This is a genomic window from Actinokineospora terrae (assembly GCF_900111175.1).
Lineage (GTDB): Bacteria > Actinomycetota > Actinomycetes > Mycobacteriales > Pseudonocardiaceae > Actinokineospora > Actinokineospora terrae.
Genome location: NZ_FOGI01000007.1, coordinates 86,089 through 104,013 on the forward strand (window position 1 = coordinate 86,089; position 17,925 = coordinate 104,013).

General features: G+C 70.7%; 14 protein-coding genes. 10 read left to right on the forward strand and 4 right to left on the reverse strand.

Translation table 11 applies throughout. The features are described from left to right. The first annotated feature begins 48 nt into the window (after nucleotides 1–48). From BMY07_RS16860 to BMY07_RS16875, 4 genes are read left to right on the forward strand one after another with little or no spacing between them, the layout of a single operon-like run. Nucleotides 49–939, forward strand: a complete 891-nt coding sequence (locus tag BMY07_RS16860; RefSeq protein WP_092779304.1) for a Rossmann-like and DUF2520 domain-containing protein — start codon at nucleotides 49–51, stop codon at nucleotides 937–939. Then, entirely contained in the window at nucleotides 936–1,829 is an 894-nt protein-coding gene (panC, locus tag BMY07_RS16865; protein WP_092779306.1) for a pantoate--beta-alanine ligase, read from the forward strand. The genes BMY07_RS16860 and panC overlap by 4 nt, the downstream gene beginning before the upstream one ends. Nucleotides 1,830–1,841: 12 nt before the next feature. Then, entirely contained in the window at nucleotides 1,842–2,315 is a 474-nt protein-coding gene (panD, locus tag BMY07_RS16870) for an aspartate 1-decarboxylase (protein WP_092779308.1), read from the forward strand. Nucleotide 2,316: 1 nt separating this feature from the next. Then, nucleotides 2,317–3,093: a type III pantothenate kinase gene (locus BMY07_RS16875; protein WP_092779310.1), complete on the forward strand. Its 777-nt coding sequence runs from the start codon at nucleotides 2,317–2,319 to the stop codon at nucleotides 3,091–3,093. A 393-nt stretch (nucleotides 3,094–3,486) separates the two neighbouring features. On the opposite strand, the gene BMY07_RS16880 is transcribed toward BMY07_RS16875, so the two are convergent. Next, the gene (locus BMY07_RS16880) at nucleotides 3,487–4,227 is read right to left on the reverse strand and encodes a class I SAM-dependent methyltransferase (protein ID WP_092779312.1); all 741 of its coding nucleotides are present in this window, start codon (nucleotides 4,225–4,227) and stop codon (nucleotides 3,487–3,489) included. A gap of 127 nt (nucleotides 4,228–4,354) precedes the next feature. On the opposite strand from BMY07_RS16880, the gene lysS reads away from it, so the two are divergent. Together lysS and BMY07_RS16890 are read left to right on the forward strand one after the other, a co-directional pair. After that, nucleotides 4,355–5,809, forward strand: coding sequence for a lysine--tRNA ligase (lysS, locus tag BMY07_RS16885; RefSeq protein WP_245782475.1), 1,455 nt, complete (start codon nucleotides 4,355–4,357; stop codon nucleotides 5,807–5,809). Between the two features lie 182 nt (nucleotides 5,810–5,991). Continuing rightward, entirely contained in the window at nucleotides 5,992–6,333 is a 342-nt protein-coding gene (locus tag BMY07_RS16890) for a histone-like nucleoid-structuring protein Lsr2 (protein ID WP_092779316.1), read from the forward strand. 160 nt (nucleotides 6,334–6,493) lie between these two features. Here BMY07_RS16890 and BMY07_RS16895 read toward each other — a convergent pair whose 3' ends face one another. Then, the gene (locus tag BMY07_RS16895; protein ID WP_092779318.1) at nucleotides 6,494–7,327 is read right to left on the reverse strand and encodes a (2Fe-2S)-binding protein; all 834 of its coding nucleotides are present in this window, start codon (nucleotides 7,325–7,327) and stop codon (nucleotides 6,494–6,496) included. Nucleotides 7,328–7,703: 376 nt separating this feature from the next. Between BMY07_RS16895 and BMY07_RS16900 the strand changes: the two genes are divergently transcribed. Next, nucleotides 7,704–10,253: an ATP-dependent Clp protease ATP-binding subunit gene (locus BMY07_RS16900; RefSeq protein WP_092779320.1), complete on the forward strand. Its 2,550-nt coding sequence runs from the start codon at nucleotides 7,704–7,706 to the stop codon at nucleotides 10,251–10,253. A 98-nt stretch (nucleotides 10,254–10,351) separates the two neighbouring features. Continuing rightward, nucleotides 10,352–13,618, forward strand: a complete 3,267-nt coding sequence (locus tag BMY07_RS16905; protein WP_143073525.1) for an AfsR/SARP family transcriptional regulator — start codon at nucleotides 10,352–10,354, stop codon at nucleotides 13,616–13,618. 606 nt (nucleotides 13,619–14,224) lie between these two features. On the opposite strand, the gene BMY07_RS16910 is transcribed toward BMY07_RS16905, so the two are convergent. Beyond that, on the reverse strand, nucleotides 14,225–15,244 hold the full coding sequence (locus tag BMY07_RS16910) for an endonuclease/exonuclease/phosphatase family protein (RefSeq protein WP_177215615.1): 1,020 nt from the start codon (nucleotides 15,242–15,244) through the stop codon (nucleotides 14,225–14,227). A gap of 115 nt (nucleotides 15,245–15,359) precedes the next feature. On the opposite strand from BMY07_RS16910, the gene BMY07_RS16915 reads away from it, so the two are divergent. Continuing rightward, complete coding sequence (locus BMY07_RS16915; RefSeq protein ID WP_092779326.1) at nucleotides 15,360–16,328, forward strand: ATP-binding cassette domain-containing protein; 969 nt, start codon at nucleotides 15,360–15,362, stop codon at nucleotides 16,326–16,328. After that, nucleotides 16,325–17,122, forward strand: coding sequence for an ABC transporter permease (locus BMY07_RS16920; protein WP_092779328.1), 798 nt, complete (start codon nucleotides 16,325–16,327; stop codon nucleotides 17,120–17,122). Before BMY07_RS16915 ends, BMY07_RS16920 begins: the two co-directional genes overlap by 4 nt. Nucleotides 17,123–17,170: 48 nt before the next feature. On the opposite strand, the gene BMY07_RS16925 is transcribed toward BMY07_RS16920, so the two are convergent. Beyond that, nucleotides 17,171–17,893 carry an SIR2 family NAD-dependent protein deacylase gene (locus BMY07_RS16925; protein WP_092779330.1) on the reverse strand — a complete coding sequence of 241 codons (723 nt, stop codon included), beginning with the start codon at nucleotides 17,891–17,893 and terminating at the stop codon, nucleotides 17,171–17,173. Nucleotides 17,894–17,925: the final 32 nt, after the last annotated feature.

Below are 17,925 nucleotides of genomic sequence, written 5' to 3' on the forward strand. Positions count from 1 at the left end.
AGGCGAGGGAGCGCAGTTCGCCATGTCCCGCACGCTAGGTCGCCCGTCATGAGCAGGCCCGCGCGCCTGTCGGTCGGGGTCGTCTCCGCCGGTCGGGTCGGTGCCGTCCTCGGTGCCGCGCTCACCCGCGCGGGACACACCGTGACCGCCGTCTCCGCGGTGTCCCGCGAGTCGTTGCGCCGAGCCGAGCAGTTGCTGCCCGACGCCGCCGTCCTCCCACCCGACCAGGTCGCCGCGATCGCCGACCTCGTGCTGCTCGCCATCCCGGACGACGCGCTGCCCGGCATGGTCCGCGGTCTCGCCGCCGCCGGTGCGCTGCGCCCGGGCCAGATCGTCGTGCACACCTGCGGCGCCCACGGCGTCGAGGTGCTGGAACCGGCCGTCGAGCAGGGCGCCCTCGGGCTCGCGCTGCACCCGGTGATGACCTTCACCGGCCGCGCGGAGGACCTCCAGCGCATCGTCGCGTGCAGCTTCGGGGTCACCGCGGCCGACGACGACGAGGTCGCCTGGAACGTCGCCGAGGCGCTGGTCGTGGAGATGGGCGCGGAGCCGGTCCGGGTGCCCGCCGCGGCCCGCCCGCTCTACCACACCGCCCTCGCGCACGGCGCGAACCACCTGGTCACCCTGGTCGGCGAGTGCGTCGACCTGCTGCGCGACGCCGGGGTCGCCACCCCGCAGCGCCTGCTCGCCCCGCTGCTGTCCGCCGCGCTGGACAACGCCCTGCGCCACGGCGACCGCGCCCTCACCGGCCCGGTGGCCAGGGGGGACGCGGGCACCGTCGTCCGGCACGTGCGGGTGCTCGCCGAGCAGGCCCCGCACATGCTGCCCGCCTACCGCGCACTGGCGATGCGCACCGTCGGCCGCGCGACCGAGGCGGGCCTGCTGCGGCCCGACCTGGCGCCGGACGTGACCGCCGCGATCGAGGAAGAGACCCCATGAGGGCGAAGCCCAGCTTCACCGCAGGTCAGCTGCACCGGCACACCTCGCCGGACGAGCTGGCCAGGACCACCCGGGCGCTGCGCGCCACGGGCCGCAAGATCGCGTTCGTCCCCACCATGGGCGCGCTGCACGAGGGCCACCGCGAGCTGATGAGCCGCGCGCGCCGGATCCCGAACACCGTGCTGGTGGTGTCGATCTTCGTCAACCCGCTGCAGTTCGGCGCGGGCGAGGACTTCGAGCGCTACCCGCGCCCGCTGGAGGCCGACCTGGAGGTCTGCGCGGCGGAGCGGGCCGAGTTGGTGTTCACCCCGGAGCGCGAGGCCCTCTACCCCGATGGCGCGCAGGTCACCGTCCACCCGGGACCGCTGGGCGACGAGCTGGAGGGCGCGGTCCGGCCAGGGCACTTCGCGGGCGTGCTGACCGTGGTGGCGAAGCTGTTCAACATCGTCCGCCCCGACTACGCGCTGTTCGGCGAGAAGGACTTCCAGCAGCTCACGCTGATCAAGAAGATGGTCCGCGACCTGGACATGGACCCGCACGTCATCGGCATCCCCACGGTCCGCGAGCGCGACGGGCTGGCCAAGTCCTCCCGCAACGCCTACCTCGACGCCGGGCAGCGCACCGCGGCGACCGCGCTGTCCGCCGCGGTGACCGCGGGGGCGTACGCCGGTGCCCAGGGCGCTCAGGCCGTGCTCGCCGCGGCCGAAGCGGTGCTGGCGGGCACCCCCGAACTCGAGGTCGACTACCTCGCGCTGCGCGGACCCGACCTCGGCCCCGCCCCCGACCAGGGCGAGGCCCGGCTGCTGGTGGCCGCCCGGCTCGGCGGCACCCGGCTCATCGACAACGCCGCCCTGCACCTCGGCGGCGGCGAACTCGGAACGCACGGATAGGAGAGGTCCGCGATGTTGCGCACGATGCTCAAGTCCAAGATCCACCGGGCCACCGTCACCCAGGCGGACCTGCACTACGTCGGCTCGGTCACCGTCGACCCGGTGCTGCTGGAGGCGGCCGACCTGCTGCCCGGCGAGAAGGTCGCCATCGTCGACGTCACCAATGGCGCCAGGCTGGAGACCTACGTCATCGAGGGCGAGCGGGACAGCGGGGTGATCGGCATCAACGGGGCCGCCGCGCACCTGGTGCACCCCGGTGACCTGGTCATCCTGATCGCCTACGGCGTGATGGACACCGCGGAGGCCGCCGCCTACGAGCCCAGGGTCGTCTTCGTCGACGCCGACAACCGGGTCGTGCACCTCGGCGCGGACGCCGCGCACGCCCCGGCCGACTCCGGCCTGCTCAGCGGCGCCGCGACGGCCGAGCCGCCCGCCGAGACGGTGGACGCGGCCAAGCTCGACGCCCTGCTCGCCGCCGAGAGCTGACGTGCTCCTCACCATCGACGTCGGCAACACCAACATCGCCCTCGGCGTGCACGACGGCGACGAACTGGTGCGCGACTGGCGGATGCGCACCGACGCCAGGATGACCGCCGACGAACTCGCGCTGACCATGCGCGGCCTGCTCGGCGCGCACGCCGACGAGATCACCGGCATCTCGGCGCTGTCGACCGTGCCCGCCGTCCTGCGCGAACTCCGCGCCATGCTCAGCGGCTACTACCCGCGCGTGCACCGCGTGATCGTCGAACCCGGCGTGCGCACCGGCGTCCCCCTCCTGGTGGACAACCCCAAGGAGGTGGGCGCCGACCGGATCATCAACACCCTCGCCGCCCACCACCTGCACAGCACCGCCTGCGTCGTCGTCGACTTCGGCACCTCCACCAACATCGACGTCATCTCCGCCAAGGGCGAATTCCTCGGCGGCGTCTTCATGCCGGGAATCGAGATCTCGGTGGACGCCCTCGCCGCCAGAGCCGCCGCCCTCCGCAAAGTCGAAATGGTCCGCCCGCGCTCGGTCATCGGCAAGAACACGGTGGAGTGCCTGCAATCCGGCATCATGTTCGGCTTCGCAGGCCAAGTGGACGGCCTGGTCCACCGCATCACCGCCGAACTCACCCGAACCGGTCACACAGGCCCAGTAACCGTAATCGCTACCGGCGGCCTGGCACCTCTGGTGGTCGACGAAGCCGAAACCATCGACCACCACCTCCCCAACTTGACCCTCCTGGGCCTCCGCCTGGTCTTCGACCGAAACCGCCGTTAACTCCCCACGGCCGTTGGATCTTGAGCTGGGGTTCTGTGGCTCTCGGTCTCGGCTGCGCCGTCGACGATCAACGGCTCGCCTGCGGCATTGCGGTGGGGGCGCGAGTTTCGAGCTTTGCTCGATGCGGCGAACTTGTTTTGCGCGGGGCCCCTGAATAACCCGTGGCAGGACCGCAAAGCAGGGGCCGAAAAGCGTGGCCCTGTCCGCGAACGACGCTACGGGCCATTCTCCCCCGCGCAAAACAAGTCCGCCCCATCGAGCCGGCTTGGCACCAGCGACTCCGAGGAGCGCGGTTCAGCCAACGTTGTTCGGGGGCGCGTGATCGGCCCCCGTTGTTCGGGGGGCGTGGTCGGCCAACGCCTGTGAGGGCCGGGTGGGGACTAAGACCGTCTGTTAAACCCGAACCGCCCGCACCCCCGTAGTGATGATCGGCCGATCGAACTCGCCCTGCGAAGTCTCCGGTCGCGACCACAGATACGTCCGGATCTTGTCGAAGATCCGCGCCCGCTCCGCCGCGTCGATCACCAGCAGGTGCGAGTGCGTCCCCAAGCTCGCCAGCATCGACTCCACCGTGCGCCGCTGCGAGTGGTGCCAGCTCTGTTCCTCCGCCTCCCCCAACAGCGCGTGCCGAGGCGTGTGGTCGTCGAGTCCCTGCAGGTCGCCCACGCTGGAGCGGGTCAGCTCGTTGAGTTCGGCGAGCCACGGGACCGAGGTGTCGTCGTAGTTCCACAGGGCGCCGAAGACGCCGCCGGGGCGGAGGACCCGGGTGATCTCGGTGAGGGCTTCGGGGGTGTTGAACCAGTGGAACGCCTGGCCGGTGATGACCACGTCGAACGAGGCGTCGGGGGCGGGGATGTGGTCGGCGGTGCCCTTGAGCGCGGGGACGTCGGGCAGCAGGCGGGTGAGCTCGGCGCGCATCTGGTCGTCCGGCTCGACGGCGGTGACCTCGAGGGCGAACTCCAGCAGCGTCTCGGTGAGCTTGCCGGTGCCCGCCGCGAGGTCGAGGACGCGGGTGCGGTCGCCGACCACCCACTCGACGGCCGCGTCCGGGTAGCGCGGTCGGTGCCGGGCGTAGGCGACCGCGTTGCTCCCGAACGACGCGGCGCGCTTGGCGAACATCTCGGGATCGTGCATGGGGCAACCGTATCCACAGCGGGTGTGGATACCCGTTTGGGTCGCCATCGGTGCTCTCCGTACCCTTCCCTGCGTGACCGACGAGCTGCCAACGGACCCCGCTACCGGCGAAGACCTGCCCGAACAGATGCGCGTCCGCCGCGACAAGCGCGCGCGGCTGCTCGCCGGTGGCGTCGACCCGTACCCCGTCCAGCTGCCCCGCACGCACTCGCTCGCCGAGGTGCGCGCCGCCTACCCCGACCTCCCCTCGGACACCGCGACCGGGGACAAGGTGGGCGTCACCGGCCGGGTGATGTTCATCCGCAACACCGGCAAGCTGTGCTTCGCGACGCTGCGCGAGGGCGACGGCACCGAGTTGCAGGCGATGCTGAGCCTCAACAACGTCGGCGAGGACGCGCTGGCGGCGTGGAAGGGCGATGTCGACCTCGGTGACCACGTGTTCATCGCCGGTGAGGTCATCACCTCCCGCCGCGGTGAGCTGTCCGTGCTGGCCGACGGGTGGCAGCTCGCGGCGAAGGCGCTGCGCCCGCTGCCGGTCGCGCACAAGGACCTGGCCGAGGAGACCCGGATCCGGCAGCGCTACGTCGACCTGATCCTGCGCCCGCGCGCCCGCGACACCGTGCGCAGCCGCGCCGCGGTGGTCCGGTCGCTGCGCGAGAGCTTCCACGACCGCGGCTTCGTCGAGGTCGAGACCCCGATGTTGCAGACCATGCACGGCGGCGCCACCGCCCGCCCGTTCGTGACCCGCTCCAACGCGATGGATATGGACCTGTTCCTGCGCATCGCCCCCGAGCTGTACCTCAAGCGGTGCGTGGTCGGCGGCCTGGAGAAGGTCTTCGAGATCAACCGCAACTTCCGCAACGAGGGCAGCGACTCGTCGCACTCGCCCGAGTTCGCGATGCTGGAGTACTACGAGGCGTACGCCACCTACGACACCAACGCGGTGATGACCCGCCAGCTGGTGCAGGAGGCCGCCGACGCCGCGTTCGGCACGCAGGTCGTCACCCTGGCCGACGGCTCCGAGTACGACCTGTCCGGCGAGTGGACCACGCTGACCATGTACGGCTCGCTGTCGGAGGCGCTGGGCACCGAGATCACCCCGCTGACCCCGGTCGAGCTGCTGCGCAAGCACGCCGCCGACCGCGAGCTCGAGGTCGACCCGAAGTACGGGCACGGCAAGCTCGTCGAGGAACTGTGGGAACACCTCGTCGGCAACCACCTGTACGCACCGACGTTCGTGCGGGATTTCCCGGTGGAGACCTCGCCGCTGACCCGCCAGCACCGCACCGAGCCGGGTGTCGCGGAAAAGTGGGATCTGTACGTGCGCGGTTTCGAGCTCGCCACCGGTTACTCCGAACTGGTGGACCCGGTGGTGGAACGGGAACGGCTGGAGGATCAGTCCCGACTCGGTGCCGCCGGTGATGACGAGGCGATGCGCGTCGATGAGGACTTTCTGCGTGCGCTGGAGTACGGAATGCCACCCTCGGGTGGGGTGGGAATGGGTGTTGATCGCCTGTTGATGGCGCTCACCGGTCTCGGCATCCGGGAGACGATCCTGTTCCCGCTGGTCCGCCCGGAATGACCCGTTCGGGTATCAGGCACTAACGCAATCCGCCGGATTTGCGCTAGCCTGCCCCAGGCAAGTATTTCTCCCAGTCGCTGTTGCTCACCGTCGAGTCGGTTCACCGGCCACCGGGTCGTCCGCCGCGCGGGCCAGGCGCGACGCCCGGCGGGAGCAGGCAGTTCCACGCCGGAGGAGGCGCGATGGTGCAGAAGGTCACGGTTTCGCTGGTCGACGATCTCGATGGGTCGACGGGCGAGGAGACCGTCGAGTTCGGTCTCGACGGCGCGGCCTACCAGATCGACCTCTCCTCCGACAACGCGGAGAAGTTGCGCGACATACTCGCCGACTTCGTCGAGCACGCCCGCCGTTCCGGTGGCCGCAAGCGCGTGCCCGGCAAGGTGACCGGTCGACCGCGCACAGCGACCGCGGATCGGGAGCAGAACCAAGCCATTCGGGAGTGGGCGCGCAAGCAGGGCATGAAGGTGTCCGACCGCGGCCGAATCCCGACCGAGGTTCTCGACGCTTACAACGAGCAGGCCTGAGGCCACCCGCGCATAAGGGGCTGCCGCCCGAAGGGGACGGCAGCCTCTTGCGCGTCTGGTGATCTTTTGTTAACGCCCGCCGGAATTCAGCTGCCGCACTGGTGATTCCCAGTGCCCAATCACCCGGAATCGTCTCGACCGGAGACCTTTCGCCTTTGCGCTATGCCGGTTCCGCTTTGCGCCGCAGCCGGGGGCAGGACTCGCACGTCCCCTGGCCCTCGGCGAGCAGGTAGTGGAAACAGCAGCTCTCCCGCCGCCTGGTCCAGCCGCTGCTGCCGGGCGCCGGGCGCAGCGTCGAGCCCGAGGTGAACGGGGCGGGGCCGTCGCCGAGCACCAGCGCCGCGTCGAGCACGCCGTTGTCCTCGGCGCCGCCGTAGCGGCCCGCCAGCCACAGGGAGCTGTCCAGCACGTCGGTCGCCGCGGCCCACAGCATCCGCTTGCCCAACCGCACCTGCGGCCCGTACACCTCGACGAAACGCGCGGCGTGCGCGGCGAACCGGCCGCGCAGCAGCGTCGCCAGCGCCTGCTCGTCGGGCACCACGGTGGCCTCCGGCACGCCTGCGGCCGGGTCGTCGGGCAGGCAGACGAAGCGCGGCGAGAGCACGGCGATCGAGTCCGGGTGCGGCCTCGGCTCGGCCATCCGGAACGCCAGGTCGGCCGGGCGCAGCGACGGGATGCGGCGCTCGTGGTGGAACAGCAGCCCGGCCAGGTAGCCGGGGACCCACAGGTACCAGGTCATCACGTAGCCCGCGGTGGTCCGATCGGGCGAATCCGAGTACTTGTCCCGCAGCCAGCCGCCCAGGCCGTCGCGCCACTGGTCGAAGGCGCCGGGGGTGCGCAGGAACTCGTCGCAGCCCACCCAGCGGTCGGTGGACTCGGGGAGGCCGAACCGCAGCTCGGCGCGCGACTGCCTCGGGTTGACCCGAGCGAGTGAATCCGCGAGGAAGCCGTGCCGACCGCGCGCGGCTACGGTGGTCCGGTAGCCCGCGGTCATCGCGTGCCACGTCCAGGGCGGGTGTCCGCCCAACGGAGGCTCAGGCTGCTCCGCACGGTCGCCCCCTTCCTGGGCCTTCCGCTAGGTGAGGCATGCCTTACCTTACCCGGTGACCCGGGGGTCCGTCCGGCACCTGGCAGGAAGCTGCCCCACCTGGGCGGGTGGTCTTGTTCGCGCTCAGCGGACACGCCATGTCTTGCGGAATCCACCCGGGCACCCGCACGTTGGGTAGACGAGAAGGGGATCGGCAGAGCTGGGCACCGGCCGCGAGTGGCACTGAAGGCCGGGGTCGGGCCTACTACAGTGGTCTCACGGTGCTGACTCCACGTGCAGGACGTGGACAAGGGCCGCCGGCGCAGCTGTCAGGGAGTGGCGAATGTTCGAGAGGTTCACCGACCGCGCGAGGCGGGTGGTCGTCCTGGCTCAAGAAGAGGCCAGGATGCTCAACCACAACTACATCGGCACCGAGCACATCCTGCTCGGGTTGATCCACGAGGGTGAGGGCGTCGCAGCCAAGGCCCTCGAGTCGCTTGGCATCGCCCTGGAGGGCGTGCGGCAGCAGGTCGAGGAGATCATCGGGCAGGGGCAGCACGCGCCGTCCGGTCACATCCCGTTCACGCCGCGGGCCAAGAAGGTCCTGGAGCTGTCCCTGCGCGAGGCCCTGCAGCTGGGCCACAACTACATCGGCACCGAGCACATCCTGCTCGGTCTGATCCGCGAGGGCGAGGGTGTCGCGGCGCAGGTGCTGGTGAAGCTCGGCGCGGACCTCAACCGCGTCCGCCAGCAGGTCCTGCAGCTGCTGTCCGGGTACTCGCAGGGCGGCAAGGAGTCCACCGAGACCGGCGGCCGCAGCGAGGGCACCCCCTCGTCGTCCCTGGTGCTCGACCAGTTCGGCCGCAACCTCACCGCCTCGGCGCGCGAGGGCAAGCTGGACCCGGTCATCGGGCGCACCAAGGAGATCGAACGGGTGATGCAGGTGCTGTCGCGGCGCACCAAGAACAACCCGGTGCTGATCGGCGAGCCCGGCGTCGGCAAGACCGCCGTCGTCGAGGGCCTCGCCCAGATGGTGGTCAAGGGCGAGGTGCCCGAGACGCTCAAGGACAAGCAGCTCTACACCCTGGACCTGGGGTCCCTGGTGGCGGGCTCGCGCTACCGCGGTGACTTCGAGGAGCGCCTGAAGAAGGTGCTCAAGGAGATCAAGACCCGCGGCGACATCATCCTGTTCATCGACGAGATCCACACCCTCGTCGGCGCGGGTGCCGCCGAGGGCGCGATCGACGCGGCGTCGATCCTCAAGCCCATGCTGGCCCGCGGTGAGCTGCAGACCATCGGCGCCACCACCCTCGACGAGTACCGCAAGTACGTCGAGAAGGACCCGGCGCTCGAGCGGCGCTTCCAGCCGATCCAGGTCGGCGAGCCCTCCCTCGAGCACACCATCGAGATCCTCAAGGGCCTGCGCGACCGCTACGAGGCGCACCACCGGGTGACCATCACCGACGCCGCCCTGGTCGCCGCCGCCACGCTGGCCGACCGCTACATCAACGACCGGTTCCTGCCGGACAAGGCGATCGACCTGATCGACGAGGCCGGTGCGCGGATGCGCATCCGCCGGATGACCGCGCCGCCGGACCTGCGCGAGTTCGACGAGAAGATCGCCGACGTCCGCCGGGAGAAGGAGTCCGCGATCGACGCGCAGGACTTCGAGCGGGCCGCGAAGCTGCGCGACAACGAGAAGCAGCTGCTCTCGCAGAAGGCCGAGCGGGAGAAGCAGTGGAAGGACGGCGACCTCGACGTCGTCGCCGAGGTCGACGACGAGCAGATCGCGGAGGTGCTGGCCAACTGGACCGGCATCCCGGTGTTCAAGCTGACCGAGGAGGAGACCTCCCGGCTGCTGCGCATGGAGGACGAGCTCCACAAGCGCATCATCGGCCAGGAGGACGCCGTCAAGGCGGTCTCGCAGGCGATCCGCCGCACCCGCGCGGGCCTGAAGGACCCGAAGCGCCCGTCCGGCTCGTTCATCTTCGCCGGGCCGTCCGGTGTCGGTAAGACCGAGCTGTCCAAGGCGCTGGCGAACTTCCTGTTCGGCGAGGACGACGCGCTCATCCAGATCGACATGGGCGAGTTCCACGACCGCTACACCGCCTCGCGGCTCTTCGGCGCGCCCCCCGGGTACGTCGGCTACGAGGAGGGCGGCCAGCTCACCGAGAAGGTGCGCCGCAAGCCGTTCTCGGTGGTGCTGTTCGACGAGATCGAGAAGGCGCACCAGGAGGTCTACAACACCCTCCTGCAGGTGCTGGAGGACGGCCGCCTGACCGATGGCCAGGGCCGCACGGTGGACTTCAAGAACACCGTGATCATCTTCACCTCCAACCTGGGCACCCAGGACATCTCGAAGGCGGTCGGCCTCGGGTTCACCTCCGGCACCGACACCGGCTCGAACTACGAGCGGATGAAGAACAAGGTCAACGACGAGCTGAAGAAGCACTTCCGCCCGGAGTTCCTCAACCGCATCGACGACATCATCGTGTTCCACCAGCTCAACGAGGCGCAGATCATCACCATGGTCGACCTCATGATCGCCCGCGTCGAGACGCAGCTGCGGAACAAGGACATGGCCCTCGAGCTCACCGACAAGGCGAAGAAGCTGCTCGCCAAGCGCGGGTTCGACCCGGTCCTCGGTGCCCGCCCGCTGCGCCGCACCATCCAGCGCGAGATCGAGGACCAGCTCTCCGAGAAGATCCTCTTCGGCGAGATCGAGCCCGGTCACATCATCCTGACCGACGTCGAGGGCTGGGACGGCGAGGAAGCCAGCGCCGACAAGGCCCACTTCGTCTTCCGCGGCGAGCCCAAGCCCACCCGGGTGCCGGACTCGCTCCCCGTCGAACTCTCCGCTTCCGGGGACTCCGACGCCGCGGCAGGCGAGTGATCCTCTAGCTAGCGCCACCACGGTGGGCGGTTCCCCTCGGGGAGCCGCCCACTGTGCTTTCAGCGCCGGTCAATTCCGTGCGGGGCAGCGGTTCCCGGGTGGATAACCGACAAACCGCCCTGATCGGCGACCGGGTTCGTGCCTTGCGGAAACCACTACCGCCGATCTGGGAAGCTGTAGTCGTGCAGGTGTCGTTGCTCGGCCCGCTGCGCCTCGTCGGGGAGGACGGGGCGGTGCTCGGGGTGGGCGGGACCCGGTTGCGGATGCTGGTGGCCCTCCTGGCGCTGGACGCCGGTCGGGTGGTGTCGGTGTCCGAGCTGGTCTCGGGCCTGTGGGGCGACGACCCGCCCGCGGACGCGACCAACGCGTTGCAGTCCCTGGTGTCGCGGTTGCGGCGGGGCCTCAAGGTGGGGGCGGACGGGCTGGTCGAGTCGCACCCGGCCGGGTACCGGCTGGCGATCGCCGCCGACCAGGTCGACGTGCACCGCTTCGAGCGGCTGGTGGCCACCGGGCGGGCCGCGCTGCGCGAGGAGAGGTACGCGGAGGCCGCCCGGGTGCTCGCGGCGGCCGAGGAGCTGTGGGCCGGTCCCGCACTGGCAGGCCTGGAGGACGCGCCGTTCGCCGGGGCTGTTGTCGCGAGGCTGGAGGAGTTGCGGGTCGGCGCCCGTGAGGACCGCATCGATGCGGCGATCCGGGACGGCGGGCACGGCGAGGTCATCGCCGAGTTGACGACGCTGGTGGCCGAGCACCCGTTGCGGGAGCGGCCCGCGGCGTTGCTGGTGAAGGCGTTGTTCCTGGCCGGCCGGCAGGCCGAGGCGCTGGCGGTCTACGAGCAGGCGCGGCGGGTGCTGGCCGAGGAGCTGGGGGTCGAGCCGTCACCCGAGCTGCGGGAACTGCACGTCTCGGTGCTGCGCGGCGAGATCGCGCCCGCCCCGGCCAGGGTGGCCACGGCGTCGTTGACCAGCTTCGTGGGGCGGCAGGTCGAGCTCGCCGAGGTGACCAGGCTGCTGGACTCCACCAGGCTGGTCACCCTGCTCGGCCCCGGCGGCGCGGGCAAGACCCGGCTGTCCAGGGAGGTCGTGGCCGGGCAGGACGGCATGTCGTGGTTCGTCGAGCTGGCCGGGGTCCGGGCGGCCGACGACGTGACCGCGGCGGCGCTGGCGGCCCTGGGGATCCGGGAGTCCCGGCTCATCGAGACCCACCCGGCACCGCGGACCGGGACCGCGCTGGACCGGCTGGTCGAGGTGCTCGGCAGCCAGCGCAGCCTGCTCGTCCTGGACAACTGCGAGCACCTCATCGAGGCGGCCGCGGCACTGGCGGACGCGTTGTTGGCCCGGTGCCCCCGGTTGCGGGTGCTGGCCACTAGCCGTGAACCGCTGGCCATCACCGGTGAGGCTGCCTACCCGCTCGGCCCGTTGGGTCTACCGGGGGAGACAGCGCTACCGGAGGAAGTGACCAAGGCCGACGCTGTCCGGTTGTTCGCCGACCGCGCCACCTCCGCGTCACCGGCGTTCCGGCTCGAAGAGGACAACGCGCGTGTGGTGGCCGAGATCTGCCGCGGCCTCGACGGGCTACCGCTGGCGTTGGAGCTCGCGGCGGCGCGGCTGCGGTCGATGACGGTCGGCCAGATCGCCGAACGGCTGCACGACCGGTTCCGGCTGCTCACCGGCGGCAGCCGCACCTCGCTGCCCAGGCACCGGACGCTGCGCGCGGTCGTCGAGTGGAGCTGGGACCTGCTGGAGAAGCCGGAGCGGGTGCTCGCGGCCCGGCTGTCGGTGTTCCCGGTCGCCGCGCTCGCCGAGTCCGTCGCCGCCGTCGCCGCCGACGACGACCTGCTGCCCGCCGACGACGTGGTCTACGTGCTGGCCGCGCTGGTCGAGAAGTCCATTGTGGTCGCCGACGCGGGCCGCGACGGCCAGGTGCGGTACCGGATGCTGGAGACCGTGCGCGCGTACGCGGCCGAGCGGCTCACCGAGTTGGGGGAGACCGACCGCGCGCGCGAGGCGTTGTGCCGCTACTTCTTGTCCTACCTCGTGGAGGCCGAACCGCGGCTGCGCGGTCCTGAACAGGTGCGGTGGCTGGCCAGGGTTACCGCCGACCACGAGAACCTGCTCGCCGCGCTGCGGTACGCGATCGCCATGCAGGACGCGGACCTGGCGCACCGGTTGGCGGTCACCGCGGGCTGGTTCTGGATGATCAGCGGCCACCACCGGGAGGCGCTGACGCTGGTCACCGAGGTGGCCGCGATGCCGGGTGACGCGCCGCCGCACGCCAGGGCCACGCTGCGCTCGATGGCCACGTTCGTCGAGGCCGCCGGTGTCCCCGACAAGGACGTCATCCGGCAGCTGCGGGCCGACCTCGTCGCCACCGACGCCATGGCGCACTACCCGATCATGGTGATGATGGAGCCGATGCTGGCCGCGTTCGCGGGCGACGTCGACGAGGCGATCGCCGGGCTCGACCGCGGCGACAAGCACCCCGACCCGTGGGCGCGGGCCCTGTCGCTGCTCGCGGCGGCGTTCCTGCACGACAACCGGGGCGCGTTGGTCGAGGCGGAGGACAGCGGTGAGCGCGCGTTGGCGGCGTTCCGGGCCCTGGGTGACCGCTGGGGGCAGGCGATCGCGATCGGGCAGGTGTCGGACCGGCGGTCGATGCGCGGTGACCACGCGGGCGCGGTGCTGGCCAACGAGGAGTCGGTGCGGCTGGTGACGGAGCTGGGGGCGATCGACGAGATGCCGGGGGCGCTGGGCAGGCTGGGCCTGCAACTCGGCCGCGCCGGTGACCTCGCGGGTGCGGAGGCCGACCTGCGCCGCGCCCTCGACCTGGCCGCGTCGTCGAGCACCCACGAGAACCAGGCCCTGCTCTACGGCTGGCTCGCCTCCGTCGTCCGCCTGCGCGGCGACCTCGCCGAGGCCAAGTCCCTGATGGCCCGGGGCCAGGCCCTCCGCGACGCCGACGGCAACCACAACCACCACTGGTTCGCCCTCTACAGCGGCCTGGCCGCCCAGATCGCCCTCGCCGAACACGACCCGGACACCGCGCGAACCCACCTCGCCGCCGCCCTCACCGCCATAGCCGACATCGGCGACATGCCCATCATCGGCACCATCGCCGAACTCACCGCCCAAACCCTCCTCGCCCAAGGCAGCCCCACCACCGCCACCCACATGCTCGCCCTGGCCGAGGTAATCCGCGGCGCCCCCGACCTGGGAAACCCAGAACTGGTAGACCTCCGCGCCCGCCTCGCGGAAGCCCTCGGCCCGGAAACCTTCACCACCACCTACACCAAAGCCCTAACCCTCGACCGCCCCGCCGCCTTGATCGAACTAAACCACACCCTCATCCCCAACCCGTCCATGCCCTAGCGCCGCCTTCTCCTGGACTGGTTACAGCTGCGGCTCTTCTCTTGCCGCACACCAGATCTGCTGCCTTGTGCGGGATATCCCCTCGCGCCGTCCTCCGCTCCACATCAGACCGCTTGCCCCGCAGCGGACCTTTTGCCTCTGCTGGATCCTTTGCCCCGCAATGGACCTCGCACTAGATCCCGCGCCCCACGCCAGTCCCTTGCCCGTGGCAGGCCCCTCGTTCCGAGCCGGTTCTCTTACCCCTGCGGCAGCTCCCATGGCCGCCTAGACCTCTTACCCCGCGCCGCCCCGCTTACCCCGCCCCCACCGCTTCGCGCGCGCACGCCAGTCCGGCCCCAGCCCCCACCCTCTCCGGGGGGCGTCCCAGGTCCCAGCCTACCGGCACCCCCCGACAGACGATCTTGAAACAGGGCGCCGAAGATCCAGATGTGGATAACTTTTGTCGCCGAACCGGGTGAATCTCGCCAGCGTGACCAACGGGAAATGCCTGGTCAGAAGCAGAACGGCGCGCGGAGGGTGGTGTCGTGGGCACAAGTCGAACGGTCGTAGATCAACGCAAGCCAAAACGGCCGGGTTCTGTCCACAGTGGATCGGAAACGAACAGGACTACCTAGGCAGGGCAAGCTCGGCGAACACCGCGTTGTGGTCGCTGCCGGGCAGGTCGTAGACGGCGACTGAAGGGGCGCCGATGCGGCGGTCCAGGACGATGTGGTCGATGGTCACCGGGGGGCTCGGGGGTGACTTGGAGGACCAGGTCGGCCGCATGCCCTCGCCTGCCAGTTCGGCGGCGTCGTTGTAGCCGCGGTCCAAGAGGCCGGTGAACGCGTGGTGGTCAAGGGTGGCGTTGAAGTCACCTGCCAGCACCCGTGGTCGGCCGTAAGAGTCGGGTCCTGGGAGGCTGGCGAGTTCGCGTTGCCAGGTCTTGCGGGCCGTGTCGTTGGTCGTCGGCGGGACGATGTGGATGGTGACGACCTCGATGTCGACCGGGCCGGACAGGTCGACGACGGCGGCGACGTTCTCGAATTGGGTGTTCTCGACGAGGGAGATCTGGCGCAGGGGGATCCGGGACAGGATCCCGCCGCCCTCTCCGCCCGGTACCGGCTGCACCGCCCGGTAGGGCAAGAGGTCGCCGAGCCCGGCCGCGTCGAGCTTGCTGAGTGCGACAGGAGTCAGCTCTTGCAGCGTCAGCACGTCCACCTTCGCGTCGCGGACCAGGGACACCAGCACGTTCGGGTCGCCGCGGCCGATCATCAGGTTCGCGCTCATCAGCCGCACCCGCTGGCCCTGCGGGATCGGGTCGCCGTCGGCCAGCAGTCGGGGGACGAGCAGCACGCCGAGTGACAGCGTCAGCACCAGCGCCACCGCGGTGAGGACCTTCCGGCGCAGGGCCAGGGCGAGCAGCGTGACCAGCAGGCCGTACCCGGCGATGTACGGGGTCAGCGCCAGGGTGATGGCGGTCAGGTTGTTGCCGTCGATGCCGCCCAGGCGCATCACCGACACCGCGATCAGCGGCGCGACCAGCAGGGACAGGAAGAACGTGACCCCGCGGCGGCGTCGGCGGCGGGGTGGCGCCGCCGCGTCCTCGTCGGTGGGGACCGCCAAGTCCTCGGTCTGGTGCGCCGTCATGCACCCAGGATGCCTGAGAAGTCCGGGCGGCGTTGTCAACCGCTGACAGTGTCCTGTGCTCGGTTTGACAGCGAGGGGGGCGACTCTAGGTTCGAACGAGAAGGAGGGGGCGAACATGTCCTACGCGATCGAGGCCGAAGGGCTGGTCAAGCGCTTCGGCGACACCGTTGCCCTAGACGGGGTCAACCTCGCGGTACCGCCAGGCAAGGTCCTGGGGGTCCTTGGTCCTAACGGCGCCGGTAAGACCACCGCGGTCCGGGTGCTGGCAACGCTGTTGCGCGCTGACGAGGGGTGGGCGCGCGTCGCCGGGTACGACGTGGCCACCCAGGCCACCGCGGTGCGCGGGATCATCGGCCTGACCGGGCAGTACGCCTCGGTCGACGAGGACCTGTCCGGCACCGAGAACCTGGTGCTGATCGGCAAGCTGCTCGGCCTGTCCAAGGCCGACGCCAAGGCCAGGGCGGCCGAGCTGCTGGCCAAGTTCGAGCTGACCGACGCCGCGAGCCGGTCGGTCAAGACGTACTCCGGTGGCATGCGCAGGCGCGCCGACCTGGCCGCCAGCCTGGTCGGCCGCCCGCAGGTCCTGTACTTGGACGAACCCACCACCGGCCTGGACCCGCACAGCCGCAACGAGGTGTGGGCGACGGTGCGCGGCCTGGTCGACGACGGGGTGACCGTGCTGCTCACCACGCAGTACCTGGAGGAGGCCGACCAGCTCGCCGACCTCATCACCGTCATCGACCACGGCAAGGTCATCGCCGCGGGCACCCCGTACGAGCTCAAGCGCCGCACCGGCGGCCAGAGCCTGCAGGTCCGCCCGACGGTGGCCGCCGACACGCCCGCGATCGCGACGATCCTGCGCGAGCTGACCGGCATCGAGCCCCTGGTCAACACCGACGCGGGCCTGCTGTCCACCCCGGTCGACAACCCGCTGCTGCTCTCCAGCGTCGTGCGCAGGCTCGACGAGGCGGGCATCACCGCCGACGAGATCGGGCTGCGCCTGCCCAGCCTCGACGACGTCTTCCTGACCCTCACCGGCCGCACCACCCCCACCACTCCGGTCACCGAAGGGAGCCTGGCATGACCACCGCGACCGCCCCCATCACCCACATCAGCCCCGGCAGCGCGCTGCGCCACGGGTTCACCCTCGCGGGCCGCGCCGTCACCAAGGTCCGCAAGAACCCCGAGTCGCTGCTGGACGTGACGCTCCAGCCGATCATCTTCCTGCTGCTGTTCGTCTACCTGTTCGGCGGCGCCATCCAGGGCAGCACCGACGCGTACCTGCAGGTGCTGCTGCCCGGCCTGATGGTGCAGAACATCGCCTTCGCCAGCCTCGGCACCGGCATGGCGCTCAACGCCGACATCACCAAGGGCGTGTTCGACCGGTTCCGCAGCATGCCGATCGCCCGCTCGGCACCGCTGATCGGCGCGGTGCTCGGCGACATCGTGCGGTTCGTGGTCACGCTGACCGTGCTGCTCGTGGTCGCGGTCATCATGGGCTTCCGGGTGCAGACCGACCCGGGCCGCTTCCTCATCGCGATCGCGCTGCTGATCGCGTTCGGGCTGTGCCTGTGCTGGGTGTCGGTGTTCGTCGGCATGCTGGTCAAGAGCCCGCAGGCCGTCCCGGGCACCCTGGTCGCCTTCATCTTCCCGCTGACCTTCGGCAGCAACGTCTTCGTCCCGTCGGACTCGCTGCCCGGCTGGCTCCAGGTCTGGGTCGACATCAACCCCGTCACCCACCTCGCGAACGCCGCCCGCGGCCTGCTCCTCGGCGGCGACTGGGTCGCCGACGCGGGCTGGGCCTTCCTCTGGGCAATCGGCATCGCCGCGGTCTTCTTCCCGCTGGCCCTGCGCGCCTACCGCAGGCGCGTCGGCTGAGCACCACCAACCGAGAACGGCGCGGCAGGGATGACCTGCCGCGCCGTTTCACGTAGCGAGCCGGGATTGGATCTCGGCGAGGGCTTCCGCCGCGAGCATGGGGAGTGAGATTCCTCTGCCGTGGCGGACTTCCGGCTCGCGGGGGTTGATCCGGATCAAGCGCCCGGACGCCGCACTGGCCAGTTCCGCGTACCGGCGGACAGTCGGAACCGCTTGCCCGGCACCGATTTCCACCACCGCGAGGTCTCGCACCGACCGCCGCCAACGGGCCAACGAGTCCACAGCGGACTGGCTGCGGTGCGGCACCCACCAGGAGTCGCCGAACATCAGGATGTTGGGCCGCGCCAACGCCCCGCACGCCGGGCACGACGGAAGCGGGCCGACCGCGCGCATGGACTCCGGGTCGATCTCCACATCCACCTCCGCCGCCCACACCTCGCTGCGGCAAGGAAGGGTGCACTGGAGGTGGTGGATCGACCCGTGCACCTCGGCGACGTCGGTGAAACCCGCGAGCTGGAACTGGCCATCCACATTGGACGTGAACACCCGGGCTCCCCAGTCCAGGAGCACCCGGAAACCCGCGTGCGGCACCGTCGTCCGGTACAGGTCGAGCCGGTGGCCGTAGAAACCCCAGGCCAGCTCGGGGTCCTCGGTGAAGTGGACCGGGTCGGCCAGTTCCTCGAAGCGCAGGCCGAGCCGGTGGTACGGCGGGTACGCGCGCCAGAAACCCTCGGTGCCGCGGAAGTCGGGCAGGCCGGAGTCGACCCCCATGCCCGCCCCCGCGCACACCAGCACCGCACCCG

Coding starts and splice junctions, on each gene's coding strand:
- BMY07_RS16860 (WP_092779304.1), top strand. CDS start 49: ATGAGCAGGCCCGCGCGCCTGTCGGTCGGGGTCGTCTCCGCCGGTCGG.
- panC (WP_092779306.1), top strand. CDS start 936: ATGAGGGCGAAGCCCAGCTTCACCGCAGGTCAGCTGCACCGGCACACC.
- panD (WP_092779308.1), top strand. CDS start 1,842: ATGTTGCGCACGATGCTCAAGTCCAAGATCCACCGGGCCACCGTCACC.
- BMY07_RS16880 (WP_092779312.1), bottom strand. CDS start 4,227: ATGCACGATCCCGAGATGTTCGCCAAGCGCGCCGCGTCGTTCGGGAGC.
- lysS (WP_245782475.1), top strand. CDS start 4,355: ATGCGCGTCCGCCGCGACAAGCGCGCGCGGCTGCTCGCCGGTGGCGTC.
- BMY07_RS16890 (WP_092779316.1), top strand. CDS start 5,992: ATGGTGCAGAAGGTCACGGTTTCGCTGGTCGACGATCTCGATGGGTCG.
- BMY07_RS16895 (WP_092779318.1), bottom strand. CDS start 7,327: ATGACCGCGGGCTACCGGACCACCGTAGCCGCGCGCGGTCGGCACGGC.
- BMY07_RS16900 (WP_092779320.1), top strand. CDS start 7,704: ATGTTCGAGAGGTTCACCGACCGCGCGAGGCGGGTGGTCGTCCTGGCT.
- BMY07_RS16910 (WP_177215615.1), bottom strand. CDS start 15,244: ATGACGGCGCACCAGACCGAGGACTTGGCGGTCCCCACCGACGAGGAC.
- BMY07_RS16915 (WP_092779326.1), top strand. CDS start 15,360: ATGTCCTACGCGATCGAGGCCGAAGGGCTGGTCAAGCGCTTCGGCGAC.
- BMY07_RS16920 (WP_092779328.1), top strand. CDS start 16,325: ATGACCACCGCGACCGCCCCCATCACCCACATCAGCCCCGGCAGCGCG.
- BMY07_RS16925 (WP_092779330.1), bottom strand. CDS start 17,893: ATGGGGGTCGACTCCGGCCTGCCCGACTTCCGCGGCACCGAGGGTTTC.